General features: G+C 29.5%; 21 protein-coding genes. All 21 read right to left on the bottom strand.

All coding sequences use genetic code 11. The features are described 5' to 3' along the window. The coding region (locus tag WBG30_RS02340; RefSeq protein ID WP_424503035.1) for a tyrosine-protein phosphatase at positions 1 to 657 on the bottom strand (657 nt) is incomplete at its 3' end. Beyond that, positions 657 to 1,382, bottom strand: coding sequence for a CpsD/CapB family tyrosine-protein kinase (locus tag WBG30_RS02345; protein ID WP_424503036.1), 726 nt, complete (start codon positions 1,380 to 1,382; stop codon positions 657 to 659). The genes WBG30_RS02340 and WBG30_RS02345, both read right to left, overlap by 1 nt. Further along, on the bottom strand, positions 1,372 to 2,121 hold the full coding sequence (locus WBG30_RS02350; RefSeq protein WP_424503037.1) for a YveK family protein: 750 nt from the start codon (positions 2,119 to 2,121) through the stop codon (positions 1,372 to 1,374). The genes WBG30_RS02345 and WBG30_RS02350 overlap by 11 nt, the downstream gene beginning before the upstream one ends. A gap of 267 nt (positions 2,122 to 2,388) precedes the next feature. After that, complete coding sequence (locus WBG30_RS02355; protein WP_424503038.1) at positions 2,389 to 3,081, bottom strand: tyrosine-protein kinase family protein; 693 nt, start codon at positions 3,079 to 3,081, stop codon at positions 2,389 to 2,391. Between the two features lie 493 nt (positions 3,082 to 3,574). Further along, complete coding sequence (locus WBG30_RS02360) at positions 3,575 to 3,862, bottom strand: hypothetical protein (RefSeq protein ID WP_424503039.1); 288 nt, start codon at positions 3,860 to 3,862, stop codon at positions 3,575 to 3,577. Positions 3,863 to 3,929: 67 nt separating this feature from the next. Next, positions 3,930 to 4,553, bottom strand: a complete 624-nt coding sequence (locus WBG30_RS02365) for a thiamine diphosphokinase (protein WP_424503040.1) — start codon at positions 4,551 to 4,553, stop codon at positions 3,930 to 3,932. Position 4,554: 1 nt separating this feature from the next. Further along, the gene (locus tag WBG30_RS02370) at positions 4,555 to 5,430 is read right to left on the bottom strand and encodes an endonuclease/exonuclease/phosphatase family protein (RefSeq protein ID WP_424503041.1); all 876 of its coding nucleotides are present in this window, start codon (positions 5,428 to 5,430) and stop codon (positions 4,555 to 4,557) included. Positions 5,431 to 5,571: 141 nt separating this feature from the next. Continuing rightward, entirely contained in the window at positions 5,572 to 6,144 is a 573-nt protein-coding gene (efp, locus tag WBG30_RS02375) for an elongation factor P (protein WP_424503042.1), read from the bottom strand. A 108-nt stretch (positions 6,145 to 6,252) separates the two neighbouring features. Then, a complete protein-coding gene (locus WBG30_RS02380) occupies positions 6,253 to 7,794 on the bottom strand; it encodes an Mbeg1-like protein (protein WP_424503043.1) in 1,542 nt (513 codons plus the stop codon). Between the two features lie 12 nt (positions 7,795 to 7,806). Beyond that, positions 7,807 to 8,520, bottom strand: coding sequence for a diacylglycerol kinase (locus tag WBG30_RS02385; RefSeq protein WP_424503044.1), 714 nt, complete (start codon positions 8,518 to 8,520; stop codon positions 7,807 to 7,809). A gap of 102 nt (positions 8,521 to 8,622) precedes the next feature. Next, positions 8,623 to 9,093: an rRNA maturation RNase YbeY gene (ybeY, locus tag WBG30_RS02390; protein WP_424503045.1), complete on the bottom strand. Its 471-nt coding sequence runs from the start codon at positions 9,091 to 9,093 to the stop codon at positions 8,623 to 8,625. A gap of 23 nt (positions 9,094 to 9,116) precedes the next feature. Then, on the bottom strand, positions 9,117 to 11,189 hold the full coding sequence (locus tag WBG30_RS02395; RefSeq protein WP_424503046.1) for an HD family phosphohydrolase: 2,073 nt from the start codon (positions 11,187 to 11,189) through the stop codon (positions 9,117 to 9,119). A gap of 22 nt (positions 11,190 to 11,211) precedes the next feature. Beyond that, positions 11,212 to 13,647 carry a helicase C-terminal domain-containing protein gene (locus WBG30_RS02400; RefSeq protein ID WP_424503047.1) on the bottom strand — a complete coding sequence of 812 codons (2,436 nt, stop codon included), beginning with the start codon at positions 13,645 to 13,647 and terminating at the stop codon, positions 11,212 to 11,214. Positions 13,648 to 13,796: 149 nt separating this feature from the next. Next, positions 13,797 to 14,462 carry a tRNA1(Val) (adenine(37)-N6)-methyltransferase gene (locus WBG30_RS02405; protein WP_424503048.1) on the bottom strand — a complete coding sequence of 222 codons (666 nt, stop codon included), beginning with the start codon at positions 14,460 to 14,462 and terminating at the stop codon, positions 13,797 to 13,799. Continuing rightward, positions 14,462 to 15,319, bottom strand: a complete 858-nt coding sequence (locus WBG30_RS02410) for a PSP1 domain-containing protein (protein WP_424503055.1) — start codon at positions 15,317 to 15,319, stop codon at positions 14,462 to 14,464. The genes WBG30_RS02405 and WBG30_RS02410 overlap by 1 nt, the downstream gene beginning before the upstream one ends. 449 nt (positions 15,320 to 15,768) lie before the next feature. Then, positions 15,769 to 16,452, bottom strand: a complete 684-nt coding sequence (gene radC / locus WBG30_RS02415; RefSeq protein ID WP_424503049.1) for a RadC family protein — start codon at positions 16,450 to 16,452, stop codon at positions 15,769 to 15,771. Between the two features lie 14 nt (positions 16,453 to 16,466). Continuing rightward, positions 16,467 to 17,516 (bottom strand): nicotinate-nucleotide--dimethylbenzimidazole phosphoribosyltransferase, encoded by a 1,050-nt coding sequence (gene cobT / locus WBG30_RS02420; protein ID WP_424503050.1) that lies wholly within the window; start codon positions 17,514 to 17,516, stop codon positions 16,467 to 16,469. Beyond that, complete coding sequence (locus WBG30_RS02425; protein WP_424503051.1) at positions 17,503 to 18,105, bottom strand: histidine phosphatase family protein; 603 nt, start codon at positions 18,103 to 18,105, stop codon at positions 17,503 to 17,505. The genes cobT and WBG30_RS02425 overlap by 14 nt, the downstream gene beginning before the upstream one ends. After that, positions 18,098 to 18,835, bottom strand: a complete 738-nt coding sequence (cobS, locus tag WBG30_RS02430) for an adenosylcobinamide-GDP ribazoletransferase (protein WP_424503052.1) — start codon at positions 18,833 to 18,835, stop codon at positions 18,098 to 18,100. The genes WBG30_RS02425 and cobS overlap by 8 nt, the downstream gene beginning before the upstream one ends. Positions 18,836 to 18,856: 21 nt before the next feature. Beyond that, complete coding sequence (cobU, locus tag WBG30_RS02435; RefSeq protein WP_424503053.1) at positions 18,857 to 19,411, bottom strand: bifunctional adenosylcobinamide kinase/adenosylcobinamide-phosphate guanylyltransferase; 555 nt, start codon at positions 19,409 to 19,411, stop codon at positions 18,857 to 18,859. Between the two features lie 77 nt (positions 19,412 to 19,488). Then, the coding region (locus WBG30_RS02440; RefSeq protein WP_424503054.1) for a cobyric acid synthase at positions 19,489 to 20,777 on the bottom strand (1,289 nt) is incomplete at its 5' end.

Below are 20,777 nucleotides of genomic sequence, written 5' to 3' on the forward strand. Positions count from 1 at the left end.
AGGATTACCCATGAGTAATCTTTCCCTAGTTTTTCTACCTAATTTATTGTCTATCTCTTTTATTATATCTCCTAATTCATAGTTTCTATATTTTCTATCATGAACATCACTGGACAAAATATCTACAAGACCCAGCTCTATCCACTTATATATTTTTTTTTTATGTCTCAGAGATTTCAGATTTACTTGGATCACAACTCCTAGTTTTTTTAATTCATATAGAGTTTTTACTTTTATAAATGGATACCTTTCTACATGAGCCAAAACTGGTTTATATCCTAAATTTATAATTAATTCCAATGATTTCTCTAGTGCTACCTTTGTCATTCCTGGGATAGCTTCTACCAAAAGATAATCACTTTTATTTAAAGTTTTTACTTTTTTTTCTTTTAAGGCCGAAAGACCTTCTAAATCTAAAAAAAGTTCATTACCTTCTAAAAGTTCTATGTCTATTTTATCTATCTTCAATTGATCTCTTAATTTTTTTAAAGCACCGTCATAATTTTTATTTTCATACCTTCCAACTCTATAGTGGGTGGTACAGCATATTTTTTTACATCCTAATCTTTGAGCAGACAAAATTAATTCCATAGATTCATTCATATCTTTAGATCCATCGTCTATTCCCGGTAAAATATGGCAATGAAGATCTATCATTATTTTTCCCCTTTTATATATTCCTCATAGTAACTATAATAATTATTATAATATCCATAATTTCCATATGAATAACCTCTTTTATCTATCTTATTCACTACTATTCCGTATATATTTGCTTTAGCTCTATCGAGCATCTTCTTAGCATTGAGTAACTCTTTTTTTGATACCATATCATATCCACATACATATACTACTCCATCTGAATACTCAGACAAAATTACTGCATCTGTAGCTACTGCAAGAGGAGGTGTATCTAAAACTATTAGATCATATTGTTTTCTTAATTCTTTTAATAAATTTTTCATCTTACTTCCCAAAAATAATTCTGTTACATTTTGACTAATATGTTTAGAGGGTAAGATATCTAAATTTTCTTCTACATTTTTTAATATTACATCTTCTGGTGCTTTATCTCCCATAAGAATACTTCCCATACCATGATCAATTCTAATTCCAAAACTACTATGAGCCCTAGGTCTTCTTATATCACAATCTACCAACAATACTTTTTCCCCACTTATAGCTACAGACATGGCATAGTTAGCAGCTACAGTACTCTTTCCTTCCTTTGGTATAGTACTTGTAAAAACTACTACTCTATTTCCTTTTTCCTCCATAAAATGTATATTTGTTCTAAGAACTCTTAGAGATTCAGCCAGTTGAGTGTCTTGATCTCCTTTAAAAAAGATCTTTCTTTCACTTTTTATTTGTTTATTTGCCATTTTTCTCACCTGTCTTTTCAATACTAAAATCTGGTATATTGGCTAAAACAGAGCACCCCATTATTTTTTCTATATCCTCTGGTTTTCGAAGTTTACTATGTAAAAATTCTACCATAAATGCTATAAACACTCCAACCATCACTCCTAAAACCATTGAAACTGCTAGGATAAGAGCCCTTTTTTTAGGTAGAGCCTTGTCTGGTACCGATGCTTTCTCAACAATTTTTAAATTTTCAAAACTCATTACTTTTTTTATCTTGGAGATGAATTCTTTTGCTACTTCATTAGTCAAAAGAGCAGATCTTTGGGCATTTCTATCTGTATAGCTTAATTTAATAAATTCTGTGTCTTCTACAGGAATTACTTTTAATAGCTTAGCTATCTCTTCTGGCTCCATATCTAAATCTAATTTTCTGATTACACTTCTCATAATACTTTTACTTTTTGCTATCTCTGTATAAGATGATACTAATTTTTGATTTTTAGAGATTTCAGCATTATCTAAATTATTCACAGAATAGATCTGTCCACTAGATACCATGAGAGTAGCTTCAGCCTTATATACATCTGGTCTTGTCATAGCAAACACAGTTCCTAATATAATCAATGGCAATGCACTTAATACAATAAGTTTCCAACTTCTAATAAGTATAAAAACTAGATCCATCAGTTCTATTTCATCATCATCACCGTCTTCCCACTCATCTCTAAAATCTTCCTCTCTTTTACTTTTTTTCACTCTCTCTCCCCCTAATATTTTTCTTTTTTCTTTTTTTTCTTTTCAATAATTATTTTACCACAAATATTAATATTAATAAATTTATGTTTATTAATATTTTTAAATATTTTACATTTTTATTATATTAATTAAAAAATCTATTATCCATAATTACACTCTACCTCACATTATCATCTTCTAATCTCTTAACTTTTCTTTTGAGTTTAAATAAAGAAAAGGATATAGTTTATTAAACTGTATCCAAAATATTTTTTAGTATTTTTAATACTATCCATTAACATAATTATTGTAATATCTATATTCATCATACCCATATTCATTTACATAAGTTTTTTCATCTATTTTATTTATTACTATCCCATATATTTTAGCTCCAGCTCGTTCCAATATTTTTTTTGCACGAATCATTTTTTCTTTTTTTACCATATTATATCCGCATACATAGACAATCCCATCTGCATATTCTGAAAGTATGGCTGCATCGGTAGCTATACTCAGGGGCGAAGTATCAAGTACTACTAGATCATATTTTTTTTTCAGATTCTCTAATAATTCTTTAATCCTATTATTTAAAAATAATTCAGTTACATCTCCATTTAAATAATGTTGGGAAGGTAAAAGATCCAAGTTTTCTTTAAATTCTTTGATAATTACCTCATTTACTTTCTTTTCACCTAAAAGTACACTTTCAATCCCATAAGATTCTTTTTTTAATTTATCAAAAGGTCTAAATTTTCTTATATCACAGTTTACTAAGATCACCTTCTTTCCCGTCACAGCTTCTGACATTGCATAATTAGCAGATATAGTAGTCTTTCCTTCATTTGGTATAGTACTTGTAAATATAATTATTTTATTTTTATTTTTTTCTAAAAAATATATATTACTCCTAAGAATTCTAAATGATTCCAATAAATAATTATCAGAATCCCTTTCAAAAAAAATATTTGATTCTGGCATTTCTTCTCCTTTCTAAAACATTTGTATCAATAGTTTAAAACTTTTGCAAATATATAAATAATTTTTTAATCTTATCCTAAATTAGATAATTGATCTTTTAAATAACCAAAATTATTTCTAAAGCTACGTTCTTCCCATGATTTTAATAATAAAGTATAAGCCCATAAATTGTATTGTATAATATATTAGCACAATAAATCTATTTTTTTAAAAATTAATTTAATTTAATTTAATTAAAAATTTAGAAATAAAAAATACGGAGATTTATATTACCCTTAAAATTTTAAAACTCAATACTTTTGAAGAAGCTTATTTTTTAAGATCCTTTTTGCATATACTTTTTTATTTATTTATCCTTTGAAATAAATTTTTTACCGAAAATTCTTTATCATTTGACTAAACAAATTATTTTTTTTGCATATCTTTAAATTTATAATTTCCTAAATAATAAAAAAATCCCAAAATAGTAAATTACTATTTTAAGGGATTTTTTTTAATTAATCTCATCTTCATCTTCGTTTTTAGTTTCAATACTATCAGTATATTTGCGATCTTTTAAAATAAAATATACTAAGGTTAATATCAATTTAGCACTGCTATCTGTTATTTTTTTTAATATCCCGTGTTTTTCAGTAGCGACCAGATGAAGTTTATATCCAGATTCCAAAATTTTAAGAACGTATTTATCATCTTCCTCATAGGGTGTAAATACCAAAAGCGCTGACAAATAAAATATTATAATAGCCAATACTACTAACAACAGCGTAATATACATCATCACAATCACCTCCTAGTTCTATATTATATATATACTATATTATTTCTGTTTTTCCTATGAATACTTGTAATTATTTCTGAATTATTCCTATAACAGAACCGCTACCGTAACTTATTCGTACAACATCATGATCTATTATATTACTCATACAGATAGAACTAGATCTAGAGATATTAGCCTTGTCTAAAGGGTAGCAAAACCCTTCCAATGTCAATGCTGTAATCGATGTAATCGGAATAAAGGAGATAGTTTTGTCCTTTTGATCTCTAATCACCATATCTTTTTTCACCCAGAAAATTTCCTCATTTTCATCTTCATATGTAATATTTTGGTACTTTTCCAAGAGGTTTAGATTAGTCAAAAAATGATCTGTTCGACCTCCTAATCCTCCTAATATTAAAACATTTTTATACTTTGTTGTTACTTCTTCCAAAATCAACTCTCCATCAGTAAAATCCTTGGATACAGAAAATTTTTCAAATTTCACTCCTAAATTTTCATAATGAGATCTTGCCTCTATACTAATCGAATCCAAATCTCCTAATATTAATTTTGGAATTATTCCCAAATTATAGGCATGATTTGCTCCCCCATCTGCACAGTATATATCATAGTCACTATACTCTATGCCCTTATAATATTCTGCCTCTAAATTAACTCTTCCACTTAAAAATATTATTGCCTTTTTTTTCATCCTATTCTCCTTCATCCTTTACAGTATTTACCTCTATGAATACAGGTAGATGATCTGATATGACCTTTCTTATCTCCCTATAGTTGTTATCTGTAAAATCTAATATTCCATTTCTACCTGTATACCACCCTTGCATTAATTCATAGGGATAAAAAATATGGTCATAGCTAGAAACCAATCCACTCTTTCCTATAGTTGTTTTTTGATTAGGAGGTATTGCATCGACAATCATATCAGAATGCTTTAGAAAGCCAGAAAAAGCATCATCATAGGAAGGTATATTGAAATCTCCTCCAATTATAACTATATTTTCCTTATTATTTTTATCATATTCCTCTTTAAACCAATCATATACATCGACCATCTGCATACCTTCTAATTGTCTCTCTGTTTTTTTCTTTCCAAATATCGAATGTACTAAAACATAGGTGAATTTAAAATCTCCCATTTGAAATTTAGCCCCATATGGTTCCCTCATGAAATTGTGTCCTCTGTCTACTTCTGGATAAAATTTACCTTTTTTTAGGAGTTTTACCCTATCAGTTCTATAGAGATATGCAAAGTATTCTCTATATTTCTTACTCCCTACAGCATATGGTGAAATATGGTATCTCCATTCTATCCCTGTTTGAGCTTTTAACTCGTTAGTTAGTTTTTTTACTTCATCTTTTTTCATGACTTCTTGAATTCCTATAAGATCAAAAGAAGATATGATACTTGCTAATCCCTCTATTTTTTCCTGTCTATGATCACTTTTCCAACCCAAATGAAGGGTATTAAAACTAGCTATACTCCTCGTTGATCCAAAGGCAAATATAGAAATAATCATAAACATTATTATTAATTTTAATATTTTTTTCATAGTTATTTTCTTCATAGTTATCTCCTTCTAGTTACCTATCTTTATTCCTCTTTTTTATCTGATATCCTCTTCAGTGGAGGGTAAAAAAAGTACAGGATCTATAACTTCTGTTAAAAAAAACCTAGAAAATTAAAATTTTCTAGGTTTAAAAATCTCTTACTTAGCTCTTTCTACGTATTTACCTGTTCTTGTATCTATTCTGATTAATTCATCCATCTCGATAAATAACGGAACCATTAATTCATATCCAGTTTCAATTGTAGCAGATTTAAGTGCTTTTCCTGTAGTATCGCCTTTTAATCCAGGCTCTGTATAAGTTACTTTAAATACCATATGATTTTCTAATTCTACTCCTACTGGTCTTCCTTCATAGAATAAGATGTCGATAATAACTTCTTCTTTTAAATAGTTTACAGCACCATCTAAATCTTCTGCTTGTAATCCAATTTGCTCAAATGTTTCTTGATTCATGAAATTATATTCTCCACCATCTTCATATAAAAATTGCATAGATTGCTTATCTAGCATGATGTCATTCATCATATCAGATGCCTTTACTGTATTTTCATTGATCCTTCCACTGATAAGATCTTTTACTTTAAATGTAATTTCTGGTGCTCTTTGTCTTTTTCCTGATGTTGATTGGAATCTATCTGCTTTTAATATTAAAAATGGTACTCCATTTACTTCAAATGTACTTCCTGCTCTTAATTTATCTGCCGCTTTCATTTTTATTCCTCCATATTATTTTCTTTTTCCATACCTGTTAATCTTTTCAGATCAACCTTTTTAACTAATTATACAATAATTAAGAAGAATCTTCAAGAAAAATAAGGGTTATTTATGCCTTTTGTTAAAGCTTATCAGGTCATATACATCTTTTTTTACATAGGGGCTACCGACCTTTTTTTTCACTTTTTTCCATAATTCTCTGAATTTTGCAAAATCCATTCTTTTTATCATTATAATAGCTTCTTTTAAATATTTTATATCTGCCTTAGTCATTCCCATTCCATGTAGGAGAGTTTTTTTAATTTTATAATAATTGTCACTATCTAATTCTAAACCATTATAATAAAACCCCAAAAATTCATCGGTCAAATCCTTTTCTTGATAGATGACCCTTCTAACCTCAGTGGCTATATAATCAATACTCAATTCTTTTTTTATATGCCCTCTATCTTCCCCTTCAAAACTAAAAAAAGGTAAAAACACTTGGTACATATGATAACTTCTCATAGATTTAGTAAACGCATACATTTTTTTTAAAAGAGGAGGTAATTTTTCCTCTGATTTAACTAGACCTTTATTTATAGCATAGGTACTGCCTAAATGTGGGTAGAGTGTGATTGTAAAGTCTTCTGAATGAACAAAATTAATTATATATTCATCATATTTATTATTATTTTTAAATTTTTTAATAAATTTTCTTGCCCTAGTCAGCTCCTCATAGATCATATTTTCATCAAAAAAATCTTCTATAAAAACTTTAGGACTCATTATCAATTCATTTTTTTCTTCTTCTGTTTTAGAAAAAAAAGGTAACATGGATTTATTAGATATTGTAAATATATTTTCTAATTTTTTCTCTGCATCTTCATCTAATTCCAATTTAAATTCTAATTTGGATATTTTTTTTATGCTCTCTTTGTCTTTAATATAATTATTCTTTTTCAATGTTTTAAAAAGATAGCTATAGTAATAAGCTTTTACCCTTTTATATAGTATTTCATTATTTTTTAAAGAGGGGTATTTTCTCTCTGCTATAGAATCAAACTCTAAAAAATCTTCTAAACTTAAGATTCCTGCTTTATTAATTCCAAGAGCGTTCCAAGTATAAACCTTTGGTATACCGCATTCTTTTAAATCAGAAATTAATGCAACATATTGAGCTATTCCTCCACCTAAAGAATGTCCAGTCAAAGCTATACTTTCATAATTCATCTTTAAAATTTCTTTATAAAATTCTACTCCTTGTTCTAATTGTTTTGGTTTTTTATCCACACTAATCAATAGGTCTGTTTCTATAAAATCTTTGTATGCTTCTCCAAATGAACTAAGTTCTGTACCCCTATAAGATATAACTACTTGTTTATTTTTTTCAAAAGCTATAGCATAAAAACCAGTTTTTTCTATACCTTGTTTATATGTATCATCCATTATTCCTATTACTTTCCATTCACATAAAAAAGTATGGAATGTTTTTTCAAATATCTCACTTCCTCCATAAGACCAAACTTCATTAGGAAAAGAAAGTAACCTCTTTTTAGATTCACTGTTCAAAAACAATATTTCTTCTAAAGAATAACCGATGTCTTCCTCTTTAAAATCACCATATGAAAGGCCACTAAGAACTAAGTAATCCAATTCTGTTATCATAATTTTACCACCCTAAAATATCAATTTCAATAAAATATAAGTAACAAATGTCCCTAAGACACTTCCAGCCATGACCTCTATAGGGGTATGAATTCGTCCTTCAATCCTAGACTGAGCCACTAAAAGCGCTATTCCAAAAGTCAATATTGTTACCACTATATTTTCTGTTGCATAAGATACTCCTACCCAAAGTCCAAAAGCTACTGCTGAATGCCCACTAGGCATTCCTCCATGTAGCAATTTTCCTTTTTTATAATAAGATTTAATTATAAAAACTCCTACTACTACTATAAATATTACCAGTAAAACAGTGTCTATATAGGACGATTTTAATAATCTAAAGGTCTCAAAAGTATCTTTTTTTAATTTTTTACTAAAAATTATATAACCTATTACTAAAGCATTTAGAGATGCGATGAGTACTGCTCCAGCTGCTACATCCTTGGCTTTTTTAGCCAATGGATGATACCTCGTTGTACTTATATCCACTGTAGCCTCTATAGCTGTATTCAGTAGCTCTGCTAAAAATACCAATGTTACCGCAAAGGAGAGACTTTTTAGATCCGATCCTGTTACACCAAATATAAGACTAAGTATAACCACTAATATCCCGGCAAATATATGAATTCTCATATTACGTTCAGTTTTTATAGCTGTTACTATACCCTCTAGAGCATAATTTATGCTTTCGTTAAATTTACCATTTTTAGTTATTTTTTTTTTCATAAAACCACCCTATGACCTTGGGTCAAATTGATAATGAATAATTGATGCTGTATGCTTAGAAAGCTCGTAACACCAATTATTAAATTATAATCCTTGTTTTTTTTAGATGTCTCTACTATACCCGTGTGTATTTAAAATTTCTTCCTCTTTTTTCCTCATTATTTTTTTATCCTCATCCTCTATATGATCATAACCTAGTAGATGTAAGATCCCGTGAGTCAACACATAATAAAATTCCCTTTTAAAACTATGGTTATAATCCCCAGCTTGCTCTTTTACTCTCTCTAAAGATATTACTATATCACCTAAAGTCAAATACGGCCCTAATTGAAAATCATCTTCAGTATCTAGGTAGGCAAATGAAATAACATCTGTAGGTTGATCTTTACCTCTATAATCTCTATTCACAATTTGTATATTTTCATTGTTAGTCAATAAAAGAGACATATAGACATCTCTTTCATTAGCATACTCATCCTCTATGACTGTTTTTATATAATCTTCTACAGTCTCTAAATCTATAAATTCGTCATACCCATCTATTCCTTTAGTTAATTCAACAATTATTTCCATTTTTCCTCCTAAATTTTATTCTTTTACTTCTGTCCTGGATATTTTATCCTTACATGATGTATACTCATGAGTATCTTTGTAAAACTTTTGATTATAATTTCTATCTCTTTAAATGTAAGATCTGCATCCGAAAGCTGTTGTTCTTCAATTTTTGATCCTATAATTTTTCGTAGCATTTTTTCTATTGTTACTGGTGTTTTTTCATCTAAGGATCTTACTGCTGCCTCTATAGAGTCTGCTAGCATTATTACTGCCGATTCCTTACTCCTAGGTTTAGGCCCACTATATCTAAAATCACTTTCCTCTAAATATGGGTTACTTTGTTTTGCTTTGTTATAAAAATAAGCTAATAAAGTCGTTCCTTGATGTTCATACATAATATCTCTTATTTCTTTAGGCAAGTTATACTCTCTTCCCATTTCATCTCCATCTCTAGTATGAGATGTTATTATAAGAGTACTTAAGGTAGGAGTCAGATTATTGTGTGGATTTACTCCATCTGCTTGATTTTCCACATAAAATTGTGGCCTTTTCATCTTTCCTATATCATGATAATAAGATGCGACTCTAGCAAACACATGATTACCGCCTATAGCTTCTGTAGCTTGTTCTGATAATGTTGCTACCATCATAGAATGATGAAATGTTCCTGGAGCATTTACCGACAATCGTCTAAGTAACGGCTGAGATAGATCTCCTAATTCTAGTAATTTTATATCTGTCAAAATATTAAATGTTCTCTCAAAATATGGAAGGAGTGCTATTGTTAACATTCCTGTAAAAGCTCCTGATAAAAATAATATTCCACTTTTAATCAAGCTATCTAAAAATTCCATATTCATCCCAACTGCTATTGTTAACACTATAAATACCTTTGTCATTCCTATATAAATACCTGTATTTATAATATTCGTTCTATTTTTTATTTTTGTAATCAAGTATAACGAAACTATCAAACTAAATATTTCTATAACTAAGTATTCTACTCCAAATCCATTTAATGGGACCCCATAAAGTATCAAAAATCCACCTATAATTAAACTAGTTTTTACATTTATTAAAATTCCTAATAAAATAAATACAGTTTCTATAGGAAGTATATATTTCCAATTTGGATCTATAACTCTAAAAGATATTATTCCTACAGCAAGAGATAACATTATGGCGCTGTAATAACTTTTTTTTCTTATTTCATCAAATAAAAACTTCATGCAAATATTTTTAAATACTATAGACAATATAAGCAAATATATAAATGTCCCCATAAATTTTATTATCTTACTTGTTTTACCATAAAGACCTGCATTTTTTAATATAATTACCTTATTTTCGGAAACGGCTTCACCTTTTTTTAAAATTACCGATCCTGCATTTATACGTACTGAGACATTGTTTACTTGTTCTATTTTTTCACTTAATAACTCTTTTGTTTTTTCAGTATCTAATATATAGTTAGGTTTGATAAAAAATTTTATAAATTTTTCTTCATTAGAATCTAAATTTTCCATTTTTTCAAATAAACTATTAAGCCTTAATAGATTTCTATCTTTTTTAACACCTTTTTCATATAATATATTTATGTCATCTAAATATTTATCTCTTAAAAAATCTAATTCTTTATCTGATTTTTCAAATAAATATGTAAAAAGTTCCTCAGATATTTCAACGTCAAAACTAGTTTTTATATTCTCGTGAGCCATTTGTAACTCTATTTTTTTTTCTTTTTTTAATTGTTGAAAAAACACTTTTACTCTTTGAATAGTTTCTTCTTCTACCTTTTCTACGCTTATATATTCCTTCTTAGAATTTTCTATTATCTCGGATATAATCCTGTCTTTAGCTTCTTTATCATTATAAATGATATCTGTAGGAGCTACTATATCCCTTATGGCTACATCTCCTAATCTCAAATTACCATTAAATAAATATAAATTTGCACTCACTACAGTAATCACTAAGATGAAGATAAGATATACTATTTTTTCACTAACTACTTCTTTTGCCGAATATTCTATATCTTTAATTTCTTTTTTCATTTTTTCTTTTTTCTCAAACCCAATTGTTAATCTTCTACCAAAAAGTTCAATTTTCTTCATAATTTTTCCTCCAATATCATCCTTATATGATATTATCTATGTTTTTTATATGAATATTTTTTGTTGGAATTGAATCTATAAATAGACTTCCATACCTTTTTTTTATAATTCTATTATCCAAAATTGTTATTACACCTCTATCATCACAACTTCTAATAAGTCTACCAATTCCCTGTTTAAATTTAATTATTGATTCAGGTATTTGGTACTCCATAAAAGCATTTTTCCCTTCAGCATTTAAATTTTCTATAATGGCCTCTACAACTGGATCACTCGGTACTTTAAATGGCAGCTTAACTATGATTACAGAGCTTAACTTATCTCCTTTCACATCTACCCCTTCCCAAAATGATGCTGTTCCAAAGAGTACGGGTTTACTACTTTTTTTATACATATCCACCAATTGATTTCTCGGTGCTTGCCCTTGAATAAATAGTTCATAACCTTCATTTTCTAACCTATCTTTTAACATAAAGTATAGATAGTTTAATGTAGAATATGAGGTGAACAATAAAAATGTATTCCCTTTTGTCTTCTTTATAAGTTTTTCTACAAAATCTTTTATTCCATCTAAAAATCCACGATCTGTAGGAGATGGAAGATCTCTTGGAATATATACCTTCATTTGTTTATCATAATCAAAAGGCGAATCAATTATTTTTTCTAAAACCTCTTCATGAAGTCCTATAGATTTTTTGAAATATTTAAAACTTCCATTAATTGCTACAGTTGCAGAAGTAAATACCATATGTTCCAAGTTAGAATATAGGTTTTCATCTAATTCATCACTTATTTTTAGTGGTGTCGCTACAAATTTTACATTGCTCTTTTTTTTATTTAAAGATATCCAATAAATAAAGTTTTTGTCATCCATTTCCTTTATAAAATTATAGTTAGAAAAATATGTTTCCAATCTCTCAGTGTATTTTGTGAAATCACTTATTATTCCTGTTTCATCATCAATCTCTTTTATTACACGATTTAAACTCTTTAACCTTCTCATATATCCATTATAAGTTAGGAGCATATCCTCTTCTAAGCCTTTCAACGCTTCCCAATGTTCCCAGTGCTTTAGTTCTTCCTTTCTTAGACGAAGGCTTATATTTCCTTGAGATTGCCCTGCAAATGCTTCTATAACCTTTAGGTAATATTCATTTCCACGATTAGATAGATCTATATGTCGAGATATCATTTCTTCTATAACCTCTTTTTTTATAGATTCATATCCTTTATATTTTATATTTCTCAAATAATTTAATAGACCTGTATATTTACTAGAATCTTTTTTCTTTCCCATGTGATGGATATTATTCATAGTTTTATTAAATGAATATTTAGATGCCTCATAGGAAAAGTAGTCTCTAGCAACATTCTCTATATTGTGAGCTTCGTCGAATACTACTAAGTCATAATCTGGAAATATAGAGTAATCTGTATTAAACCCTACTTCCTTTCGTATAGATAGATCAGCGAAAAACATATGATGGTTAGTAATCAACACATCTGCTTTTTTCTTTTCCTCTCTGGACTTTAAAAAGAAACAACTCTCTTTAAAAGCACACTTACTTCCAGCACATATATCCGTTTCGCTCATAAATTGTTCCCATACTATATAATCTACTTCAAAGGGAAGTTCGCCTTTATCTCCAGCTTCAGTAGATTTAAACCACTTTAATACATAGCTCACTTGATCTTTTTGAGAACTACTCATATCATCTATCTCTGAACTCCCTCCAACTCCTATATTAGCAGCCTTTCTATTACAAAGGTAATTTCCTCTCCCTTTTACTAAAACATAGGTGAATTTCTGGGGTAGTAATTTTTTTACTATAGGGATATCTTTATGTAGAAGTTGTTCCTGTAAATTTATAGTATTTGTTGTAATAATTACTTTTTTTTCATTTTTTATAGCCCACTCTATACTAGGAATTAAATAAGCAAGGGTCTTTCCTGTTCCTGTCCCTGCTTCTACTACAACCTTTGTTTTATTATTGAGCCCATCTTCAATATGTTTAGCCATATGAAGCTGTTCTTTTCTATACTCAAATCCCTTGAATATTCCTGCTAAAAGACCTTTTTCTTCAAAATATGGTCCTATATCTATTTTTTTAATCTCTACTTTATTTACTTCTACCATGACATATATATCATCTACATTATTATTTACAATGTATGAAGCACCATCTTTTTGCTCTGAATACATAGAAGCCACAGCTACATCTGCATCAGATGGATATAAATAACCTGAAGGATGATTATGAATTATTACTTCTCTTTTTTTCATCCTCTTGAGGAGCGCTGGAACCGATCCTTTATTACCTCTGGCAATAACCTCTATCTCGTCTACTAATCCTTCATTATTTAGAATACCACGAAAAAACACCTCATTTCCATGGGCGTTTTCAATTTCTTCTTTCATTTTCTCTATTATATTTTCTGAAATTTTTTCTAATATCATTATTTATTCACCTTCTATTCTCCTATTATACCATAAAATAAAAGAAACGTGATTAATCAAAAAAAAGAGGCAATGCCTCTTTTTTTTTAACTTAAAATTCAAAATAAATAGTCTAAAATTTTAATTATTATAAAATATATTATTCTCTTTTATTTTATATACAATGGCTCTAAAAATTCAAAACCTTTATTCTTACCTTTGATAGCTTCTATCATAAAAAGTTTAGAAATCTTGGTATTTTCACTGAATATATTTTGTATCCTCTTTGGATAAAATCCAGATTCAGATAGATTACTCAGTAGTTCTACCATCCTCTCACTTCTATAGATCAGTGTCAAACTACCTCCTGGTTTTAGGAGTCTCCTACTTTCATCTATCAGTTCCTTTAAATTTAGAGTGATTTCATGCCTAGAGATTGCTTTCATAGAATGGGGATTTACCTTCCCATTGGAACTCTTCATATATGGGGGATTACTCACTATATAATCATAAGTATTTCCTCTATTTAATTTTTTTATATCTATATTAAGAACCTCTATTTTTTCTATGAGATGATTTTTTTCTACACTTCTTTTGGCCATATCAGCCATTTTTTCTTGTATTTCTACCGATGTAACATTATCTACCTTGGAATTTCTAGATAGGATGAGAGAAATTATCCCTGTCCCTGTCCCTATATCCAAAAGTTTTCCATTTTTAGTTGGTTTAAAAAATTCTGATACCATAATTGCATCTTCACCAAATCTAAATCCATCTTTTTTCTGTAAAATAACCATCCCATGGTCTAGAGGTTCTAAATTTTCATCTCCTCTCATTATTTTGCTTCCAGTCCTTTCACAGCTGCTTCTTCAGGTGTTTTTTTCTTAGATTTATGCTGTTTTCTAGCTTCTTTTTTATCAAAACTTACTTCATCTAAATTTAGTCTCATTCTTCCTTTTCCCTCTACATCTACATATAGATATTCATTCAATGGGTTTATTCCTACTACTTTTCCTCTGCTATTTTCTACATTTACTATCTGACCCATACTTGGGCATTTTAATAGAGCATCGGCATATTGTTGATATTCATATTTAATACAACAAAGAAGTCTTCCACAAGCCCCAGAAATTTTTGAAGGATTTATTACTAACCCTTGATCTCTAGCCATCTTAATCAGTACCGAATCAAATTTATTGATATAGATTCTGCAACAAAGTTCCTTTCCACAGATTCCTAAACTTCCTAATATTCTAGCTTCATCTCTTACACCTATTTGACGTAATTCGATTCTAAGTTTAAATATAGTTGCTAATTCTTTGACTAAGTTTCTAAAATCTATCCTACCCTCTGCTGTAAAATAGAAGATTAATTTTGATTTATCAAAGGTGAATTCTGTAGCCACTAATTTCATAGGCAATTCATGTTTCTTAATTTTTTCTTTCCCTACAGTATTAGCTTTTATTGCTTCTGCTTTCAGAGTCTCAAATTGTTTATTATCCTCTTCTGTTGCTTTTCTAATTACAGGTTTTAAAGGTAACACCAATGATTCTTCTTCCATCATTTTTGGAGCCATATAAACTAAACCGATTTCTTTACCTCTTGCAGTATCTACTACAGCTCTATCTCCTACCACATATTCGCCTTCATCTACTACTTCAAAATAATATCTTTTTCTAGTTATTTCAAACATGATCCCTAAAATTTTATATTGTTTTTTCTCTTCTTTGTTCTCAGTCTCTATAACTTTATTCTCGGCTTCCCATTCTTCATCTAAAACATCTTTATTTAATTCTTCTTTAGCCATTTTCTTTTTCATACAATTTTCATCACAAGGTTCTGTCCCACATGCAGCAGGGGCCGGCATAGCTAGCTCAACTTCTTCCTCTTTTATCTTTTCTTTTACTTCTTCAACTATTTTTTGAGGTTTATTCGTTATTTCTTTTACTTCTTTTACAACTTCTGCTTTCTGTTTCTCAACATTTTTTTCATTTTCATCTGTTTTGTCGTTTTCTATTTTATTTTTATAATTTTCATTTTTTATTTCTTTTTTTTGAGTTCCCTTATTATTTTTTTCTTTTAATCTCATAGCCATTTTTTCCTCTATAGTCATCTTGTTAGATTGATTCATTGTAGCCTCCTCTATATAATTCCCTCTTCTAAAAAACTATAATATTTTTCTGGGGTTATAATTATATGATCTAAAACCTTCACTTCTAAAGGTTCTAATATCTCTTTTAATTTTTTTGTCATCTCAAGATCTGCTCGAGATGGTTTTGGATTCCCTGATGGATGATTATGGGAAAATATAACCGATTTCGCATTATATTTCAACACTTGTTTAACTATCTCTCTAGGGTATATTTGGCTCCTATCTATTGTTCCTAAAAATATAATTTCATCTCCTAAATACTTGTTATCAGCACTTAAAAATATAATTTTAAAAACCTCTTTCTCTAAAAGCCCTATACTACTTTTTAAGTAATCATACACAGCTTCTACAGAATTTAAAACAATCTGTTCACTAAATTTCTCCTTATACATTTTTTTATTTAAATCATGTAGGAGTTTAAAATAAATACAGGTATTTTCAGTTATTCCTTTTATTTTTAATGACAATATTTCATCTTTTGGTGCACTCAAGGTTTTTTCTAAAGTTTTAAATTTTTTTAAAAGTCCCTTGGCTACCTCTTTGGTGTCTTTCATTGGAATGGTATAAAATAATAGTGCTTCTAAAATTTCGTAGTCTAAAAATCCATCTAAACCATTCTTTAAAATTTTAGATTTAATTCTATCTCTATGTCCTGAATGTTCTTTAGGTTTCACGACACTCCCCCCTACTATCCTAATATTTTATAGACTTCCTTTGAAGTTTTCATCCTTTTCATAATCTCTAAAGCTGAGGTCACTATTGGATAGGCAAGAACTGCCCCTGTTCCTTCTCCTAATCTCATATTCATATCTAAAAATGTTTTTTGCCCCAAAGTTTTACTTATAATAGCCATTCCTGGCTCTTCACTTCTATGGGTAGCTATCATATACTCTACTGCATCAGGAACTATCTTTTGAGCAACTAGTGCTGCAACACTTGATATAAAACCATCGATTAGTATCGGTTTAGAATTAGCTGCACATCCAAGATATATCCCTGCTATACAAGCAATATCTAAACCTCCTACACATCGAAGAACTTCTATGGGATCATTATTAAAAAGACTATATTTTTCTACAGCATCCTTTATTACTTTTTTCTTCTTTATAAGCCCGTGATCGCTGAGCCCACCACCACGGCCCACAATTAGATCTAAATCTTCTCCTGTCAATGCATAGAGAATAGCGCTACTTGTAGTAGTATTTCCTATCCCCATCTCTCCATTAGAAAATATATCATAATCTAAATTTTCTTCTACAATAGATATTCCCACTTCTATGGCTTTTATACATTCATCATAGGTCATAGCAGATTCATATGCAAAGTTATTGGTTCCTTTTTTTATACTTTTTCTGTATAAATTCGGATATTCACGATCTATCTCTCCTGCTATTCCTATATCTATCAGTTTAAAATCAACATCCAATGTATCACACAAAATTCCAATAGCTGCTACCTTAGATAACATTGCTTCAGAAACAATTTTAGTATATTCAATAGGGCAAGAGGAAACTCCCTCTTCTACTATTCCGTTGTCTGCTGAAGCCACCAGATGTAATTTTTTTGAAATAATATTGTCTAGTCTTCCGGTTATTCCAGAGATTTGAATAGCCAATTCCTCTAATTTACCCAAACTGCCTAAAGGTTTCATCTTTTCATCTAATATTTTTTTAGCTTCTAAAGCTACCTTAGCATTCAAAGGCTTTATCTTCTTTAATGTTGTCTTATATAATTCCATCGACATCTCCTATATTAATTCCCTTTAAGATTGGATATCCGTCTGTAAATTCTATAACTATTATTCCAGCATAATTAGGAGCAAATTTCCAGTAACCGTTTAATTCTCCAGAAAAATAATAACTTAAGATACAATTTATTACTCCCCAATGACACACAGCCACTATGTTCCCATTAGATAGATCCAGTGATTCTACAAACTTCACAGATCTTTCTTGTAGTTGTTCTACACTTTCCCCTGTTTGATAATCATATGTCTGCCAATTTTCTTTCCATTCTATAGCAGCTTCAGGGTATTTTTTTAATATTTCTTCATAGGTAAGGCCCTCTAAAATTCCAAAATTCAGTTCTTTTAGTTCCTCTACTAAGTTTAAATCATAATTTTTTATGTTTATTATCTCAGCTGTTTCAGCTGCTCTTTTTAATGGACTAGTATAGATCTCTTTATAATCAATATTAGATAATATTTTCTTTGTTTTTAGGGCTTGATCTCGTCCTTTTTCTGTAAGGTTAGGGTCCAAATGTCCAAAAAAAATATTTTCTTTGTTAAATTCACTCTCTCCGTGTCTTACTAAAATTAATTTACCCATTTATAGCTCCCACTAAAAGTACAATTATTGTAGACATCTCAACTACAGCTCCTAGCGTATCTCCTGTTATTCCACCGATCTTTCTTTCCATTAATTTAGCAAAATATATTCCTAAGATACTTACTACTACAAGGGCATATATTCCTATTATCCCTATAAAGTAATATGAAAAAGTTGCTGTTATAATCAACGATATCATTACGCTTACCATATTTGTTTCCTCAACTATGTGTTTCCCCATCCCACTAGGTCTAGCATATTTTCCTACTCCACAGTTTAAAGTGCTGTTAAATCTTGCTATTACAGGCATTACAAGTAAAAAATAAGGAGATCCATCTATAGATATAACTTCTTTTAACAACGTTCCTTTTAAAGCAAAATAAATTATTAAAGATAGTGCCCCATTACTTCCAATCCTAGAGTCTTTCATTATCTCTAACATACGTTTCTTACTTCTATAACTAAATATTCCATCAAATGTGTCTGCTAAACCATCTAGATGTAGTCCACCGGTAAGTATTATCTCTATTAATATTATCAATATTGCAATTACTTCTGGGCTATCAAAAAATTGATTTAAAACTATAAATGAATAATATAAAATTACCCCTATTATCATTCCAACTACTGGAAAAAACTTCATAGCCTTCCCTAGTCTTTTTGGTTCATACTCCATTTTTGGAGTAGGTATTCTTGTCATAAACTGTAAAAGAAGTAAAAATCCCTTCATCACATTCCTCCTATTAATTTTCTATTTTAACTTAATTTTAAGCCCCGAAACTACCATATAAGCTTCATGACTTTTTTCAGCAATTCTTTGATTTATTCGTCCCGAAATATCTCTAAAATATCTTCCTAATGGATATGGTGGCACCAATCCCATTCCCAATTCATTACTAACAATTATAAAATCTCCTCTGTATGACTCTATACATGCCAAAAGATTATCTATTTCTAAGATTATTTCAGCCTCCATATCATTTACTGCTGAAGGTATCACCATATCCCAATCTACATGGTTATCCAAAAGAAGATTACTCACCATATTAGTCAGGCAATCTAGAAGAACCACTTCGCTTTCTCCTTTATTTTCTAAAAGTTTAGATATACCCTTATATCCCTCTATAGTTTCCCAATCCTCTCCCCTTTGTATCAAATGTTTATCTATCCTATCTACCATTTCATCATCATATGGAATCGCTGTAGCAAGGTATGTTCTTGTTTTATAATTATTGAGAGCTATACTTTCCGCCAGAGTACTCTTACCACTCCTAGCTCCTCCCGTTATATATATAATTTTCCCCATTGTTCCCCCTGTATACTTGGCATAACCTAAAGATTATAGCTTCATTCTAGTATATCACTTATAGACTGACATTTCAATTAACGAGATATTCCAATTATTTCATATAATTTTTCCATATTTATAGATTCTTCTACAACCTTAGCTAATTTATCATATTCTCTTTCTTTGAATTCCTCAAAAGTAATTGTAGCATCTATCCCATCCAAACCTTTTTCTGCCCTTATATTGTTCAAAAACCCACGTGTGAATTCTGTATTATCAAAAATTCCATGGATGTAACATCCTATTATATTATTTTTAATAACTCCATTTATATATTTTTCTCCATCTAAAAAGATCCCTTTTTCCTCACCATTAGTTATACCTTGATGAATTTCGTATCCCTTTATTGGTTTCCCCGAAAGGCCCTTGAATAATCCATCATTTGTTAGTACTTCACCGTGATATTGAAGAGTATTTTTTGACTTTTCCATAGTAGTAGTCAGATCTAATAATCCCAATCCAGATATTTCACTGACATTTCCTTCTAATTTTTCAGGATCCTCTATCTTACCACCTAGCATTTGATATCCACCACAGATCCCAAATATTATAGTTCCACTTTTTGCTAATCTCACTATTTTTTCTGCTATTCCTGTTTCTTTTAATTCTTTCAAATCGTCTATTGTACTTTTAGATCCAGGAATAACTACCATATCTTCATTTCCTAAATCTTCTACTCTATCTATATATTTTATAGATACATCTTCATACAGGTTAAATGCGTCTAAATCTGTAAAATTAGACATATGTTTTAATTTTATCACCGATATTTTTATGTCTTTATCTACCGTTTTTCTTTTAAATTTATCAGTTACCCCATCTTCATCCTCTATATCTAGTTTTGTATAAGGCACTACTCCTAAAACAGGAACTCCTATAATTTCTTCTAATTGTCTAAGTCCAGGTTCTAATATTTTCACATCTCCCCTGAATTTATTTATAACTATCCCTTTTACCCTAGCCCTTTCTTCAGGAGTATAAAGCGTCATCGTTCCTACCACACTTGCAAACACTCCTCCTCTATCTATATCTGCCACTAAAATTACAGGCGAATTAGCCATATGAGCCATTCCCATATTTACTATATCTCCCTTTGTAAGGTTTATTTCTACCGGACTACCAGCACCTTCAATTATAGATACATCATAGTTTGATTTTATATAATCATAATTTTTTAGGATCTCTTTTTTTAATCCCTCTTTATACTCTGAATATTTTACAGCTCCCATATTTTCTACAACTCTACCATTTAATATTACTTGAGATTTTCTAGCACTGGTAGGTTTTAATAATATTGGGTTCATATATACCTCTGGTTTTATCC

This window comes from Psychrilyobacter sp., from assembly GCF_049671765.1.
In the GTDB taxonomy this organism is placed as follows: Bacteria; Fusobacteriota; Fusobacteriia; order Fusobacteriales; family Fusobacteriaceae; genus Psychrilyobacter.

Excerpts from the sequence above, each read along its gene's own strand:
- WBG30_RS02345 (WP_424503036.1), bottom strand. The coding sequence starts at position 1,382 with ATGGCAAATAAACAAATAAAAAGTGAAAGAAAGATCTTTTTTAAAGGA.
- WBG30_RS02355 (WP_424503038.1), bottom strand. The coding sequence starts at position 3,081 with ATGCCAGAATCAAATATTTTTTTTGAAAGGGATTCTGATAATTATTTA.
- WBG30_RS02365 (WP_424503040.1), bottom strand. The coding sequence starts at position 4,553 with ATGAAAAAAAAGGCAATAATATTTTTAAGTGGAAGAGTTAATTTAGAG.
- WBG30_RS02370 (WP_424503041.1), bottom strand. The coding sequence starts at position 5,430 with ATGAAGAAAATAACTATGAAAAAAATATTAAAATTAATAATAATGTTT.
- efp (WP_424503042.1), bottom strand. The coding sequence starts at position 6,144 with ATGAAAGCGGCAGATAAATTAAGAGCAGGAAGTACATTTGAAGTAAAT.
- WBG30_RS02380 (WP_424503043.1), bottom strand. The coding sequence starts at position 7,794 with ATGATAACAGAATTGGATTACTTAGTTCTTAGTGGCCTTTCATATGGT.
- WBG30_RS02385 (WP_424503044.1), bottom strand. The coding sequence starts at position 8,520 with ATGAAAAAAAAAATAACTAAAAATGGTAAATTTAACGAAAGCATAAAT.
- ybeY (WP_424503045.1), bottom strand. The coding sequence starts at position 9,093 with ATGGAAATAATTGTTGAATTAACTAAAGGAATAGATGGGTATGACGAA.
- WBG30_RS02395 (WP_424503046.1), bottom strand. The coding sequence starts at position 11,189 with ATGAAGAAAATTGAACTTTTTGGTAGAAGATTAACAATTGGGTTTGAG.
- WBG30_RS02400 (WP_424503047.1), bottom strand. The coding sequence starts at position 13,647 with ATGATATTAGAAAAAATTTCAGAAAATATAATAGAGAAAATGAAAGAA.
- WBG30_RS02405 (WP_424503048.1), bottom strand. The coding sequence starts at position 14,462 with ATGAGAGGAGATGAAAATTTAGAACCTCTAGACCATGGGATGGTTATT.
- WBG30_RS02410 (WP_424503055.1), bottom strand. The coding sequence starts at position 15,319 with ATGTTTGAAATAACTAGAAAAAGATATTATTTTGAAGTAGTAGATGAA.
- cobT (WP_424503050.1), bottom strand. The coding sequence starts at position 17,516 with ATGGAATTATATAAGACAACATTAAAGAAGATAAAGCCTTTGAATGCT.
- WBG30_RS02425 (WP_424503051.1), bottom strand. The coding sequence starts at position 18,105 with ATGGGTAAATTAATTTTAGTAAGACACGGAGAGAGTGAATTTAACAAA.
- cobS (WP_424503052.1), bottom strand. The coding sequence starts at position 18,835 with ATGAAGGGATTTTTACTTCTTTTACAGTTTATGACAAGAATACCTACT.
- cobU (WP_424503053.1), bottom strand. The coding sequence starts at position 19,411 with ATGGGGAAAATTATATATATAACGGGAGGAGCTAGGAGTGGTAAGAGT.